General features: G+C 56.1%; 12 protein-coding genes and 1 pseudogene. 9 read left to right on the forward strand and 4 right to left on the reverse strand.

Annotation, left to right across the window (positions count from 1 at the left end; translation table 11 throughout):
• A pseudogene (locus VNZ60_RS01565) lies at nucleotides 1-226 on the forward strand (aromatic amino acid lyase); the annotation flags it as partial.
• An 81-nt stretch (nucleotides 227-307) separates the two neighbouring features.
• On the opposite strand, the gene VNZ60_RS01570 reads toward VNZ60_RS01565, so the two are convergent.
• The 4 genes from VNZ60_RS01570 to puuE form a co-directional block, all read right to left on the reverse strand.
• Nucleotides 308-490, reverse strand: coding sequence for a 4-oxalocrotonate tautomerase (locus VNZ60_RS01570; protein WP_325656504.1), 183 nt, complete (start codon nucleotides 488-490; stop codon nucleotides 308-310).
• A gap of 30 nt (nucleotides 491-520) precedes the next feature.
• The gene (locus VNZ60_RS01575) at nucleotides 521-1,282 is read right to left on the reverse strand and encodes a class II aldolase/adducin family protein (RefSeq protein WP_325656507.1); all 762 of its coding nucleotides are present in this window, start codon (nucleotides 1,280-1,282) and stop codon (nucleotides 521-523) included.
• 102 nt (nucleotides 1,283-1,384) lie between these two features.
• Nucleotides 1,385-2,185, reverse strand: coding sequence for an outer envelope protein (locus VNZ60_RS01580; protein ID WP_325656696.1), 801 nt, complete (start codon nucleotides 2,183-2,185; stop codon nucleotides 1,385-1,387).
• A gap of 172 nt (nucleotides 2,186-2,357) precedes the next feature.
• The gene (gene puuE, locus VNZ60_RS01585) at nucleotides 2,358-3,329 is read right to left on the reverse strand and encodes an allantoinase PuuE (RefSeq protein WP_325656509.1); all 972 of its coding nucleotides are present in this window, start codon (nucleotides 3,327-3,329) and stop codon (nucleotides 2,358-2,360) included.
• Nucleotides 3,330-3,475: 146 nt separating this feature from the next.
• Between puuE and uraH the strand changes: the two genes are divergently transcribed.
• From uraH to truB, 8 genes are all read left to right on the forward strand, one after another.
• Nucleotides 3,476-3,829, forward strand: a complete 354-nt coding sequence (gene uraH, locus VNZ60_RS01590) for a hydroxyisourate hydrolase (protein WP_325656511.1) — start codon at nucleotides 3,476-3,478, stop codon at nucleotides 3,827-3,829.
• Nucleotides 3,830-4,229: 400 nt separating this feature from the next.
• The gene (gene scpB / locus VNZ60_RS01595; protein ID WP_325656512.1) at nucleotides 4,230-5,192 is read left to right on the forward strand and encodes an SMC-Scp complex subunit ScpB; all 963 of its coding nucleotides are present in this window, start codon (nucleotides 4,230-4,232) and stop codon (nucleotides 5,190-5,192) included.
• Nucleotides 5,179-7,209 carry a 23S rRNA pseudouridine(2605) synthase RluB gene (rluB, locus tag VNZ60_RS01600; protein ID WP_325656514.1) on the forward strand — a complete coding sequence of 677 codons (2,031 nt, stop codon included), beginning with the start codon at nucleotides 5,179-5,181 and terminating at the stop codon, nucleotides 7,207-7,209. The genes scpB and rluB overlap by 14 nt, the downstream gene beginning before the upstream one ends.
• Before the next feature lie 374 nt (nucleotides 7,210-7,583).
• The gene (rimP, locus tag VNZ60_RS01605) at nucleotides 7,584-8,069 is read left to right on the forward strand and encodes a ribosome maturation factor RimP (protein ID WP_325656516.1); all 486 of its coding nucleotides are present in this window, start codon (nucleotides 7,584-7,586) and stop codon (nucleotides 8,067-8,069) included.
• Complete coding sequence (gene nusA / locus VNZ60_RS01610; protein ID WP_325656518.1) at nucleotides 8,066-9,625, forward strand: transcription termination factor NusA; 1,560 nt, start codon at nucleotides 8,066-8,068, stop codon at nucleotides 9,623-9,625. The genes rimP and nusA overlap by 4 nt, the downstream gene beginning before the upstream one ends.
• A 59-nt stretch (nucleotides 9,626-9,684) precedes the next feature.
• Nucleotides 9,685-12,549, forward strand: coding sequence for a translation initiation factor IF-2 (gene infB / locus VNZ60_RS01615; RefSeq protein ID WP_325656520.1), 2,865 nt, complete (start codon nucleotides 9,685-9,687; stop codon nucleotides 12,547-12,549).
• A gap of 415 nt (nucleotides 12,550-12,964) precedes the next feature.
• On the forward strand, nucleotides 12,965-13,354 hold the full coding sequence (gene rbfA, locus VNZ60_RS01620) for a 30S ribosome-binding factor RbfA (RefSeq protein WP_014007418.1): 390 nt from the start codon (nucleotides 12,965-12,967) through the stop codon (nucleotides 13,352-13,354).
• Nucleotides 13,355-13,467: 113 nt separating this feature from the next.
• Nucleotides 13,468-14,436 (forward strand): tRNA pseudouridine(55) synthase TruB, encoded by a 969-nt coding sequence (gene truB, locus VNZ60_RS01625; RefSeq protein WP_325656525.1) that lies wholly within the window; start codon nucleotides 13,468-13,470, stop codon nucleotides 14,434-14,436.
• The last annotated feature ends 166 nt before the right edge of the window (nucleotides 14,437-14,602 follow it).

Consider the following 14,602-nt stretch of genomic DNA (forward strand, 5'->3'; position numbering starts at 1 on the left):
TGAGATGCTGCTGGCGGCGCAGGCCTTGACCATGACGGAAGATTTGCTGCCGGGTTTTGTGCTGGGCCAGGGTACGCAGGCGGCGTATCAGGAAATCCGCCGGCAGATTCCGGCTTGCCTGGAAGGCGATCGCTGGTTCCATAACGATATCGCGGTGGCGCAATCGTTTGTGGTGAGCGGTTCGGTACGCGATGCGGTGGTCAAGCAGATCGGCGAATTTGTCTGATTGAAACATCTGTAAGTAAAAAAGGAGTCACGTTGCCGTGGCTCCTTTTTTTATGCGCTGGTGCGCAAGTGTTTCATAAACTCAGTCGGACCATAATTTGCCGGCAGTAGCCCAGTCTTCGCGTTTGACTTCCTGGATGATGATATCCACCGATTCCGGTCCGCATTCCAATGTCTTGCAAGTGACCTCGGTGATGGCTTTGACGAAAGCACGCTTTTGCTCGATGCTGCGGCCTTCAAACAGCTGTACGTTAAAAGTCGGCATGAAAATCCTTTCTTTCGGTTAAGGGGGAGATCAGTGTCGGTAGCTGGGATCGATGGCATCGAGTTTGCGCAGCAGGGCAGGCCATTCCAGCACACCTTCGGGACTGCCGTCGCCCAATAGCTGGTCGCGGGTTTTGCGGCAGATTTCCTGAGATGGCAAGGTCAGCCGGCCGCCGCCGGAACTCAGCTTGAGCTGTATTTCGCAAGCCTTGTCCAGGGTGTCCATCAGCACATAGGCTTCAGCGATGGTGCGGCCGCATATCAGGCTGCCGTGATTGCGCAACAGCATGGCGGGCAGTTTCCCGAGTTTTTCGACCATGCGGTTTTGCTCGCTGGCGCTGAGCGCCAGTCCCTCATAGTCGTGATAGGCAATCTGTTCGTAAAAACGCAGCGCGTGCTGCGAAATCGGCAGCAAGCCGTCGGCCTGAATGCCGATCGCCACCGCATGGGTATTGTGCAAATGCATGACGCAAACCGCATCTGCTCTTGCCGCATGGACCGCGCCATGGATGGCAAAACCGCTGACGTTCACTTGATAAGGAGAATTGCCGACGATACGTCCCTGGCCATCGATCTTGACCAGGTTGGATGCACAGACTTCATCGAAACGATAGCCAAACGGGTTCAGCAGAAAATGCCCGGGCTCGTCGGGTACCGAGGCGGAGATGTGGGTGTATATCAGGTCATCCCAGTGTTTCAGGGCACACAGGCGATAGCAGGCCGCCAGATCCTGGCGGATCTGCCATTCGGCCTCGCTGATTGCGGCCGGGCGGCCGCTAGAGGATAAGCTCATGATGTCGGCATAAAAGCCGCGGTTGCAAATATCAGATGATACAGGAGCGTCTTGACGATGCGCCCCTGTATTGCAGCGTTGCCTCGCAGCATTTGCTGCTGCTTAGAAGTGATATTCGGCGCGGATCATCGGCGTCTTGGCCAGGGAGCCTGGGACATTGTGCGGATTGCCGAACTTGTTTCTCCAGTACTGATATTCCAGGCCGACTTTGAAAGTATTTTTACCCATGCCCAGCTGCGTGCCTAGGTCGTACATGACCTGTCCGTCGAAATTGACTTCCGGCGAGGTGGGGCCGCCGAATTCGTTCTTGCCCTTGGCGCCGATCCAGTTCACATAGCCCTCGAATGAAAAAGCGGAAGAGCCGAGCGGGATGCCCCAGTTCATGTTCAACATCGGATGCGTATCGTAGCGGTAGCGGCTGGTGACGCCTATCGGCTGGTTGCTTTCAAACAGCGCAAACAGACTGATGTTGAGGAAGCCGGGTACATCCATCATCAGCGTCGGACCCACCACCAGCATGCGTTTTTTCGACGCATAGCTATTGTCGTTCTTGGTGTTCCAGTCGAAACCGCCAGTGAAGCCGATGCCTTTGACCGGGCCGAATTTAAAGTCCTTTCCCGAGATCTTGCCAATGTCGAGCGTGTGGCGATAGACGACATACGCTTCTTGCGCATTGTCGTCCTTGTGGTCCGACATCAGCAGGTCGACGTTCAAGTAGTTGCTGCCGTACTTGTAACCGCTGGCATGCGTGAAATTGATGATGTTTTTAGTGAGGTCCTGATCGTTGTACGGCTCGGCGAACTTGGTGCCATAGCGGTAGCCGATGGAGTTGTCGCTCCAGTCGGCGGCTTTTGCCGGCTGCATGACAATCAGGGCGGACAGTGCGAGCAGGCTGCCAGACATGCCTGCGACTAGCGCTTTGTTACGGATGCGGTTGGCTGTTGCGGCCGCGGATAATTTGCCGGATGTCTGGCGGGTTTGCTGCATGGTGTCGTCTCCGTTTTATGAGTAATTCCATCTTTTTCAAATGATGGATGGTGAATCCGTGGAACCGCCACGACGGTAAAAAAATCGTTTATGCCTGGAATGGATGCGTGGCGCGCCAGTGATCGGCGATATCGATGCGACGGGTTATCCACACTTGGCCGTGGCTCTGCACATAATCCAGGAAGCGCGCCAGGGCCGCGGCGCGTCCAGGACGGCCGACCAGACGGCAATGCAGGCCGATCGACAACATTTTCGGCTGGTTCAGGCCATGCGGATCGCCTTCGCGATACAGCACATCGAAAGCGTCTTTCAGGTAATCGAAGAACTGGGTGCCTGAATTGAAACCTTGCATAGCGGCGAAGCGCATGTCGTTGGTGTCCAGGGTGTAAGGCACGATCAGCTGTGGTTTGATCAGCGTTTCGCCGTTGTTTTCGCCATTCTTGCCGTTGACCTTGACCTGCTCCCAGAACGGAAGGTCATCGCCGTAATGATCGGCGTCGTAGCTGAAGCCGCCATGTTCCAGCACCAGCCTGCGCGTATTGGGCGAATCGCGGCCGGTATACCAGCCGAGTGGGGCGCTGCCGGTCAGCTGTTTGATGACGGCGACGGCTTCGGCGATATGGGCCCGTTCGGTGGCTTCGTCGATATTCTGGTAGCTGATCCAGCGCAAGCCGTGGCAGGCAATTTCATGTCCAAGTTCTTGAAACGCAGCGGTTGCTTCCGGGTTGCGCTGTAGCGCTCGCGCAACACCGAACACGGTCAGAGGCAGGCGGCGCTCTTCAAACATGCGCAGCAAACGCCAGACGCCGGCACGCGAACCGTATTCGTACAGCGATTCCATGCTCATGTGCCGCGCCGGGAAACTTTGCGCGCCGATGATCTCCGACAGGAAGGTCTCCGAGCCGGCGTCGCCGTCCAGCACGCAGTTTTCGCTGCCTTCTTCATAATTGAGGACGAACTGCAAGGCAATCCGAGCCCGGTTCGGCCATTGCGGGTGCGGCGGAGTGCGGCCGTAGCCGGTCATGTCGCGCGGATAGTTGGGATCGGTATTGTGTGTCATTGCTTGGCCTGGAGAGTTGATTTGGTTTTTTGGATTATGTGCGCTGCAGCCATGATTAATATATGCCGGATAGTATATTGAGCTAGACCCAGCGGTATATCATTTGATCGATACTGGTTTTCAACTAATCGATATAGGGAAATGTCATGGGAAAGTTAAGCACACACGTTCTGGATATCACCCAGGGTAAGCCGGGTGTTGATGTCAAAATAGCACTGTACGCGGTCAGCGCCAGTGGCCGCAAGCTGTTAAAGAACGCAACGACCAATCAGGATGGCCGGGTTGACGCGCCTTTGCTGCAGGGCGAAGAAATGCAGGTTGGACAATATGAGCTGGTGTTTTCGGCCGGCGACTATTTCGCTGCGCAAGGAATCGATCTGCCGAGCCCGCGCTTTGTTGATGATGTCACGCTGGCTTTTGGCATTGCCCATGCCGATCAAAATTATCACGTACCGCTGGTTGTTTCGCCCTGGTCGTACTCGACCTATCGCGGTAGTTAAGCAAATTCCTGGCCTGCCGACGGCTCGCCAGATTACTAGCCTCGACGATAGCGAATCGGCAAACTCCCCTTTTGCCGGCTATCGTCAAATAACCACATCCGCAAGATCGATACGCCTTCCCATCCGCTTTGTGCTAAACTAGCTCTCAACATTTTTTGATTAGTTGCAGGTTCGGCTCCAGTAGTGATTCAGCAGTTGCGGCGCCGGCCAGATCAAAATTGAAGGAACGAGCGGTGTGTTACCCGTCTTGTTCAAGTCTTATTGTCCCCGCCCTCATTAATCCTCCTCTAACGGGCGCTGGACAGCAGTATCAACAGCTTTTCCTTTGACCAGGCCCTGCCTGCCGTTGAACATAAGCTCTGCGAAATTTTTAATAAAATTTAAATAAACTACGTCGTACATGAATATTATTGAGGCCAAGAAAGTCCTCGAAACTGCATTGCTCTGTGCTCACGAGCCGCTGTCGCTTAACGACTTGAAAAAGCTGTATGCGGTGGCTGGCGAAGACGACGGCGAAATCAATGCGGATACGATCAAGTCTATGCTGGAGGAGTTGCGTAGCGACTGGGCTGACAAGGGCATTGAGGTAGTCGCTCTGTCGACCGGATGGCGGTTCCAAAGCCGTCCCGAGATGAAAATTTATCTGGAACGCCTGAATCCGGAAAAGCCGCCGAAATACTCGCGTGCGACGATGGAAACCCTGGCAATTATTGCCTATCGTCAACCTGTGACGCGTGGCGATATCGAGGAAATTCGTGGTGTAACAGTTAATTCGCAAACTGTAAAAATGCTCGAAGAGCGCGGCTGGATCGAGGCCATCGGGCATCGTGACGTGCCAGGACGCCCGGCATTGTTTGCCACCACCAAGCAGTTTCTGGATGATCTCGGCCTGACATCGCTGGATCAATTGCCACCGCTGCAGCAAGTTGCAAGAAATGACATGCAGGAAGGCAATTTGCTTGAATTGCAGGCATTGGAAGCCGATCTGGAGGCAAGTATCGAGGCCAGGGCAGTACTGGATGCTGCTGCGGCGCAGGAAGCAAACCTAGTGATCGCCGAGCAGGAATCAGAACTCGCCGGTCAGGATGAGCAAGATCGGCAAGATCACATAGCAGCCGATGCGAAGCAGATAGCAGACGCGGGGCCAGTTGCAGAAGATGTGCTTGATCATGCATCAGAACAAACAGAACAATCAGAAATCACGAAGGAAAATGCGATGGAAGCGGATGAGGAAGTAGTTGCTCACTCGCAAGTAGCATCAATTGCATCGAATGAAACCCACACCAACGACCACGCGCCCGAATCGGATGATGAAGCTACGCCAGGTCGGCATAACCAACACCTGAATAATGAACCCACCTAGTTCCAATGATGCACCGGTCGTCGACGTGACAGCCGCCACTGAACCGAAGCCGGCTAAAAAGCCAAGAGCGCGCAAGGCTGCGACGGTCGCGGCTGATGCCCCGGCTGCGGTAGAGACCTCTTCTGCAGATGTCGCAGAACCGGTCAAACGCGCGCCGCGCAAGAAAGTAGCTGTGACAGCCGACGAGAGTAGTGCTGCATCGGAAGTAGCGCATGTTGCCGTCGCCGCAGTAGAAGCTGTTGCGCCCGCCAAGCCTAAAGCTGCGCCGCGCAAGAAGGCGGCGGCTGTAGCGGTTGAGCCGGCTGTCAGTGTTGAGGTGGTTACCCAGGCAGCACCTGCTGCCGTGGATGTGGCGCCATTCGTGAGTGTGGTGAATACAGCGAATGCTGAAACCGCGCCGCGCGAGCGGCCGGCCAAGCGTGGCGTACGTGGTCCGCGCGCATTGCGTAGCAACCGCGCCGCCCAGCGTGCACAAGAGTCAGCGGCCGCTGCGGATTCCGTGGTCGAGACCGGTAATGTGGCTGTCGTCGAAGGTCAGCCGGCTGTGTCGCAAAATGCCGATACTCCTGCGGGCGAGCCGCGCCAGCCGCGTGGCGACCGTAACAACGGCCGTGGCGGCGAGCGTAATGGCGACCGTAGCGGGGATCGCAATTCACGCGATCGCCAGCAAAAGGGCAAGAAGCCGCAAGGGCAGAATGGCAAGCCAGGGCAACCCGGCCAGCGCAATGGCAAACCGGGAGCCCGTGGCGGCGACGCCGATGAAGTTTTCTCTTTCGTCACCTCCGAGTCCTTCGATACGCTGGTGACCACCGAGGACGCGAACGACCGTCGCCAGGCTGCGCAAAAGAATGTCCGGCGTGATCTGACCGCCGAAGATGATGCGCCTAAACTGCACAAGGTATTGGCAGAGGTCGGCCTGGGTTCACGGCGCGATATGGAAGAGCTGATTATCGCCGGCCGGGTTTCGGTCAACAGCGAGCCAGCACATATCGGCCAGCGCATCTTGCCAACCGATCAAATCCGCATCAACGGCAAGTTGTTGCAACGCAAAGTGAGCAAGAAGCCGCCACGGGTGCTGGTGTATCACAAGCCGGCTGGCGAAATCGTCAGCCACAACGACCCGGATGGCCGTCCATCGGTATTCGACCGTTTGCCTAATATGAAGGCCGCCAAATGGCTGGCCGTAGGACGCCTGGATTTCAACACCGAAGGTTTGCTGTTGTTTACAACCTCGGGTGACCTGGCAAACCGCCTGATGCATCCACGCTACGGTATCGACCGCGAATACGCGGTGCGTACCTTGGGTGAGCTGGAGCAGGGCATGCGCCAGAAATTGCTGGCCGGTGTCGAGCTGGAAGACGGAGTGGCCCAATTCACGAAAATTGCCGACGGCGGCGGCGAAGGCATCAACAAATGGTATCGCGTGGTGATCGGCGAAGGCCGTAACCGCGAAGTGCGCCGCATGTTTGAAGCTATTGGCCTGACCGTATCGCGTCTTATTCGTACCCGTTACGGCGCCATGACGCTGCCACGCGGTCTCAAGCGTGGCCGTTGGGAAGAGCTGGATGAAAATGCAGTACGTGACATGATGACTGCGCACGGCCTCGACAAACCAGCAGCCGGCCAGAATGCAGGTGGCGGCAAGGGCCGTCCCGATTTCAATAAAGACCGCGAGCCTAACGGCAATCGCGCCGACAGCGCGCCGCAAGGCCCGGGTGTTTACCGTGATCAAGGCTTTGGTGGTCAGCCGCGTGGTCGTGGCCCGGGCGGCGGCCAAGGTCGTCCGCAAGGTGGTGGCCAAGGCCGTCCCCAGGGTGGTGGTGGCGGTCAGCAGCGTAGCCGGCAGCCGGATCCTTTGCAAACTGCGTTGGGCTTTCCTGATGCTGGGCAGCAACGACGTAATGGCGGCGGTAATGGTTTTGCGCGTCCTGCACGTCCCAACAAGGCGGCTGGCGGACAAACAGGTGGCGGGCATTACGGCGCACAAGGCGGGCCGCGCCGTCGTCCACGCGGCTAAATAGATGTTAACCATGGCGCCATCGAGCGTCGTGGATTGCGGCTTGGCAGCAAAAGCCGCGAATAGATGTGGATGCATCGCCTGGAGAGTGTTGCAATATTGATCAATTCGCCGTCGCGAGACGACGAATTGTCAGGAAATGCAAATTTCCCGCATTGCGGTACATAGCCTAATCGTTTATAATTTACAAGTTAACAGAAGTCATTGACAGAATTAATTGAGAAATTAATTCGCAGCCGATCTCGTGAAACTGCTTGAAATGACAAACGATAAGAAGATGGGCAGATGCCCATTTTTTTTTTGCTTTTCGTTTTCAACCGGTTTTAAATTGCAGGAACATTGCGAGATGTGCGGATCTTTATTGGGGAGTTGCTTTGCAGTTGCTGGAGCTAATTGAAACAACCGTGGTTGGCATGGGCTACGAGCTGGTCGAATTCGAAAAGGCCGCGCGTGGTTTGTTGCGCGTATACATCGACTTCACACCTGAAAATGCCGGGCAAGGCCAGATCACGGTAGAAGATTGCGAAAAAGTGACGCATCAACTTCTGCACGTATTGACGGTGGAAAATGTCGTGTACGAGCGTCTGGAAGTGTCGTCGCCAGGCTTGGACCGGCCGCTGAAGAAACTGGCTGACTATGTGCGTTTTGCCGGCAAGGAGGCAATTGTCAAATTGCGTATCCCTATGCCTGGCGCCGCGCATCGCAAGACATTCCAGGGCGTGCTGGGCGAGCCGGACGGTGACAATCTGAAAATTGAATTTGAAACAAACGATGGGTCGGCGGTGTTGGATTTTACGCTCGCTGACGTAGACAAGGCACACTTGGTGCCGCAAGTGGATTTTAGGAGTCGCAAAGCATGAGTCGCGAAATTTTATTGTTGGTCGATGCGCTCGCGCATGAAAAAAACGTCGATCGAGATGTGGTGTTCGGTGCGCTCGAACACGCACTTGCACAGGCAACCAAGAAACGCTACGAGGGTGATGTCGACATCCGCGTCACGATCGATCGTGAAACCGGCGAGTTCGAATCCTTCCGTCGCTGGCACGTAGTGCCGGATGAGGCCGGCCTGCAATTGCCGGACCAGGAAATCCTGTTGTTCGAAGCCAAGGAACAGATTGACGACGTCGAAGTCGACGACCACATTGAAGAGCCGATCGAATCGGTTGATTTCGGTCGCCGCTTTGCCCAAGACACCAAACAAGTCGTGCTGCAACGTATCCGTGACGCTGAACGCGAACAGATCCTGGCGGACTTCCTGGAACGCGGCGATTCGCTGGTTACCGGCACCATCAAGCGGATGGAACGTGGTGATGCGATCGTTGAATCGGGCAAGATTGAAGCCCGTTTGCCGCGCGACCAGACGATCCCTAAGGAAAACCTGCGTATCGGCGACCGCGTCCGTGCATTCATCCTGCGTATCGACCGCAATGCACGCGGCCCGCAAGTGATTCTGTCGCGTACCGCGCCGGAATTCATCATGAAGCTGTTCGAACTTGAAGTGCCGGAAATCGAGCAAGGCTCGCTGGAAATCAAGTCGGCAGCGCGTGACCCTGGCGTGCGCGCCAAGATCGCTGTATTCACTGCCGACAAGCGCATCGATCCTATCGGCACCTGCGTTGGCATGCGTGGTTCACGCGTGCAAGCCGTGACCGGCGAACTGGGCGGCGAACGTGTCGATATCGTGTTGTGGTCGGAAGATCCAGCGCAATTCGTCATCGGCGCCCTGGCTCCTGCCAACGTTTCTTCGATCATGGTTGACGAAGAAAAACACGCAATGGACGTCGTGGTGGACGAAGAAAATCTGGCTATCGCAATTGGTCGCGGCGGTCAGAATGTGCGTCTGGCGGCAGAACTGACCGGCTGGCAGATCAACATCATGACAGCGGAAGAGTCAGCGGATAAATCGGCGGTGGAAACTGCTGCGATCCGTGCCCTGTTCATGGAAAAACTGGATGTCGACCAGGAAGTCGCCGACATTCTGGTGGAAGAAGGTTTTGCCAGCCTGGAAGAAATCGCCTACGTGCCGATTACCGAAATGCTGGAAATCGATTCGTTTGACGAAGATACCGTCAACGAACTGCGTAACCGGGCTCGTGACGCGCTGGTGACAGAAGCGATTGCTTCGGAAGAAGGACTGGAAGGCATGGAAGATGCCCTGGTCAATTTCGACGGCATGGACCGGATTACCGCCGGCAAGCTGGGTTTGGCGGGAGTCAAGACATTGACTGCATTCACCGGACTGGCTTATGACGAATTTGGCGCGATCCTGGCTCTGCCAGCCGACCGTGCCCGTCATTTGATTGAAGAAGAGTTTAAAGATGTGACCGACGATGAGATGAAACTCATCGATGCCAAGTACGATGATCATGCCAAAGCCCTGCAGGCCAAGGCATGGAATATAGCGGAAGCCAAGTGATCCAGTGATCCGAGAGGTTCCGATATCGTCTGCCGCGCCACATAGAAAAAGAGGACTGAATGGCGAGTAACAATGTAGCCCAATTTGCCACCGAGCTGAAAATGCCAGCGGATCTCCTGCTGACACAACTGCAATCGGCTGGCGTCCAGAAAAATTCGACTGACGACGCCTTGTCGAAAGAAGACAAGGATCGTCTGCTGGAACACCTGCGCCGTTCGCACGGTGCGGTTCCTGACAGCGAAAAGAAGAAAATCACGCTGACTCGCAAGGAAACTACCGAGATCAAGCAGGCTGACGCCACCGGCAAGTCGCGCACGATCCAGGTTGAGGTGCGCAAGAAACGTACTTTCGTCAAACGCGACGAGCCTGTTGCCGAAACACCGGCAGCGGCGGTTGCGCCTGTCGCACCGGTCATCGACGAAGCCGAACAGGCGCGTCGGGTTGAAGAAGCTCGTCGTCAAGCCGAATTGATCGCTCGCCAGGAAGCCGAATTGATCGAGAAGCAAGAGCGCCTGGCCAAGTTGGAAGCTGAGAAAGAAGCGCAAGCCAAGGCTGCGCAAAAAGCTGAAAGCGACGCCAAGAAAGCTGAACTCGAAGCTAAAAAAGCCGCTGCTGACGCGACGGCGCGGGTTGCTTCTGATTCCGCTGCTGATTCTGCTGCGGGTGCGCCTAAGAAGCAGGAAGATCCTGCCGCTGAAGAAAAGAAGCGTCTGGCGAACGAAGAAGCAAAGCAAAAAGTTGCGCAAGCTGCCAAGGAAGCCGCTGAGAAATCTGCAGCTACTGAACGTGCACGCAAGGCCGTGCAAGATGAAGTTGCGCAGATCAAGGCGATGATGAACGCGCCGCGCAGGGTCATCAAGGCGCCTGAGCCGGTAGCGCCGGTAGCAGCGCCGGCCAAGACGGCCGAAGGTACTTTGCACAAGCCAGCGGATAAAAAACCGGGCGAGAAGAAAGACGACAAAAAAGTGGTGGTCGACAAGAAATCGATCAAGTCTGCTAACGTCTCTTCCACCTGGCAAGACGATGCGGCCAAGAAGCGCGGCCTCGGCATCAAGACCCGCGGTAATACCGGCGGCGGTCGCGATGGCTGGCGTGGCGGTCCGAAGGGCCGTCGCAGTTCGCACAATGACGATCACGAAAGTAATTTCCAGGTGCCGACAGAAGCGGTGATCAAGGACATTTATGTTCCTGAAACCATTACTGTTGCCGAGCTGGCGCACAAGATGTCGGTCAAGGCTTCGGAAGTCATCAAGCATTTGATGAAACTGGGCCAGATGGTCACCATCAACCAGGTGCTGGATCAGGAAACTTCGATGATTCTGGTCGAAGAAATGGGTCACACCGCGCACGCTGCCAAACTGGACGATCCGGAAGCATTGCTGGTCGACGGTGAAGAACATACCGACGCCGAATTGCTGCCGCGGGCACCGGTGGTCACTGTCATGGGTCACGTTGACCATGGTAAGACCTCGCTGCTGGATTACATCCGTCGCGCCAAGGTTGCATCCGGCGAAGCTGGCGGCATTACCCAGCACATTGGTGCATATCACGTGGAAACCCCGCGTGGCATGATCACCTTCCTCGACACCCCGGGCCATGAAGCGTTTACCGCGATGCGCGCCCGTGGCGCCAAGGCGACCGATATCGTGATTCTGGTGGTAGCTGCCGACGATGGCGTGATGCCGCAAACCAAGGAAGCGATTGCCCATGCGAAAGCAGCCGGCGTACCGCTGGTGGTGGCTATCAACAAGATCGATAAGCCGGGCGGTAACCTGGATCGCGTCAAGCAAGAATTGATCGCTGAGCAAGTTGTGCCGGAAGAGTACGGTGGCGAATCGCCATTCGTGCCGGTATCGGCCAAGACTGGCGAAGGCATTGACAACTTGCTGGAACAAGTATTGCTGCAAGCAGAAGTGCTGGAGTTGAAGGCTGCAGTTGCCGCACCGGCCCGTGGCCTGGTAGTGGAAGCAAGGCTCGATAAGGGGCGTGGTCCGGTTGCAACGATTCTGGTGCAATCAGGTACCTTGAAACGCGGCGACGTGGTGCTGGCCGGTTCGGCTTATGGCCGTGTGCGTGCGATGCTGGATGAAAACGGCAAGGCGATCAGCGAAGCGGGTCCATCGATCCCGGTCGAAATCCAGGGTCTGACAGAAGTGCCGGTTGCCGGTGAAGAAGTCATGGTCATGGCAGATGAGCGCAAGGCGCGTGAAATCGGTCAGTTCCGTCAAGGTAAATACCGTGACGTCAAGCTGGCCAAGCAGCAAGCCGCGAAGCTGGAAAACATGTTCGACCAGATGGCCGAAGGCGAGGTCAAGAACCTGCCGATGATCATCAAGACCGATGTCCAGGGTTCGCAAGAAGCTTTGGTGCAATCGTTGCAGAAGCTGTCGACCAGCGAAGTCCGGGTACAAGTGGTGCACGCCGGCGTCGGCGGCATCAGCGAGTCGGACGTCAATCTGGCGGTAGCCTCGAAGGCCGTGATTATCGGCTTCAACGCCCGCGCCGATGCATCGGCACGCAAGCTGGCCGAAGCCAATGGCGTCGATATCCGTTACTACAACATCATTTATGATGCGGTCGATGAGATCAAGGCAGCGATGTCCGGCATGTTGTCACCAGAGAAGCGCGAGCAGAACCTGGGTCTGGTCGAGATTCGTCAGGTGCTGCTGGTCAGCAAAGTCGGCGCGATTGCCGGTTGCTACGTGCTCGAAGGCTTGGTCAAGCGTGGTGCTTCGGTCCGCCTGCTGCGCGACAACGTGGTCTTGTGGACTGGCGAGCTGGATTCGCTGAAACGCTTCAAGGACGACGTCAAGGAAGTCCGTTCCGGCTTTGAATGCGGTCTGACCCTGAAGAACTTTAACGATATCAAAGAAGGCGATCACCTCGAAATCTTTGAAGTCGAAGAAGTCGCACGGACTCTGTAATAACGCAGGCACGCGCACGGCAAGAATGTGCGCAGGCAGGAAAATCGGGCCTAACAGCCCGATTTTCATTTGGTAATATCATGTAGTGCTGGTTAGAACTCATTTCATAAATATCCGTGAGATGCGTTCTTGCCAGAAGAGGCGCTGGCAAGGCGTGCGACGCGTCCAATAGCGAGCTATTGGCAAGGAGCGCAACGCGGCCAGCGCCTCTTCTGGCAAGAACCCTTCGGGAACGGCTGCAGGCGTCGCATGCCGTTGTTGCGACTCCTTGCCGTAGCACCGCTACGTCGCGTCGTCGCGCCTAGGCCTACAACGCCTGCCGCGCGTTCGCACTTACGGATATTTATGAAATGAGTTCTAATTGTCGGTAGTTCATTTGTGAAAGATAGAGCGTGGAAACGCGCTGAATAAAAGTATGGCTAAACATAGTAAATCCATCCCTGGCCGTGGTTTGCGGGTTGCAGACCAGATTCAGAAGGACTTGTCGGAGATCATCGTATTCGAGCTGAAAGACCCGCGGGTCGGCATGATTACGATTACCGAAGTACAGGTGACGCCGGATTACGCCCATGCCAAGGTGTTTTTCACGATGCTGAACGACGACCTGGAAGCGATTGCGAATACCGTCAAAGGCTTGACCCAGGCTGCCGGTTTCTTGCGCAACCAGTTAGGCCGCCGTTTGTCTATCCACACCTTGCCGGCCTTGCATTTTATTCATGACAATTCGACTGCCCGTGGCGTCGAGATGTCGCGCCTGATCGATCTGGCGAATGCTACCCGGTCCAAGGACGATGGCCAGGATTAAACGATTGCTTAGTTGAGTTTACTAACAGTCATTGTCATAAATTTGATGCGGCTTGCTGGCGACGGCAGGCCGTTTCCGCTTTTCCCGCTTTTTCCATTTTTGTATCCGCTACCATGGCATCACGCCCACCCAAAAGAATCCGTATTCCGCTCAATGGCGTTTTGCTGTTGGATAAACCTGTCGGCTTTTCCAGCAATGATGCATTGATCAAGGCCAAGGGCCTGCTGAATGCGCAGAAGGCAGGTCACACCGGCACCCTCGATCCGTTTGCCACCGGTGTGCTGCCGCTGTGCTTCGGCGAGGCGACCAAGTTTGCCCAGGATTTGCTGGATGCCGACAAGACTTATGAGACCTTGATCCATCTGGGGGTGAGTACTACCACCGGCGATACCGAAGGCGAGGTGCTGGAGCGCAAGGATGTCGACATCAGCCGTGAGCAAATCGATGCAGCGCTGGCAAAGTTCCGCGGCCCGATCCAGCAGGTTCCGCCCATGTATTCCGCGCTCAAGCGCGACGGCAAGCCGCTGTACGAATATGCCCGCGCCGGCATCACCCTGGAACGCGAAGCGCGCGATGTGACTATCCACACATTGGAATTCCTGGATTACCAGGCGCCGTTTTTGCGCTTGCGGGTAGCTTGCAGCAAAGGCACCTACATTCGGGTGTTGGGCGAAGACATCGGCGCTGCGCTAGGTTGCGGCGCGCATTTGCAGGAGCTGCGAAGGATCCAGGTCGGTCATCTGACCTTGGCCGGCTGCGTCACGCTGGAGCAGTTGACGGCGACCGAGGAGGGCGGGCGGGCAGCTTTGCTGGCGCCTGTGGACAGCTTGCTATCCTCTTTCCCGGAAGTGTTGTTGTCTGAACCACTGGCAATACGTTTTTTGCAAGGCCAGCGTCTGACGCTGGCGAAAGAAGAGGTGGTACTGCCGGAACATTCCGGACGGGTGCGCGTCTATAGGCTAGGGCCGGAGCAGGGTGCAAGCGGTACGCCGTCTGGCCGCCAACTGCTGGGCACTGCACAATTGCATGAATACGGAGTGCTGGCGCCGGAACGCCTGATTGCCACAGCGCAACCCGCATAAAATCCGATTTAAAGCAAATTTGCAGACTGACTGAGACAGCAACTCTTTGAAAATACAAGGCTTTTCATAAAGTAGTGCAGCGCATCATGCTATAATGCGCGGCCTCCCAAATTCCGCTACATCTGCCGTACTTCTGTGCAGTGCCTTAGCGAGCATTTTTGGCCGC

Origin of the sequence: Collimonas sp., assembly GCF_035566375.1 — a bacterium.
GTDB lineage: Bacteria > Pseudomonadota > Gammaproteobacteria > Burkholderiales > Burkholderiaceae_D > Collimonas.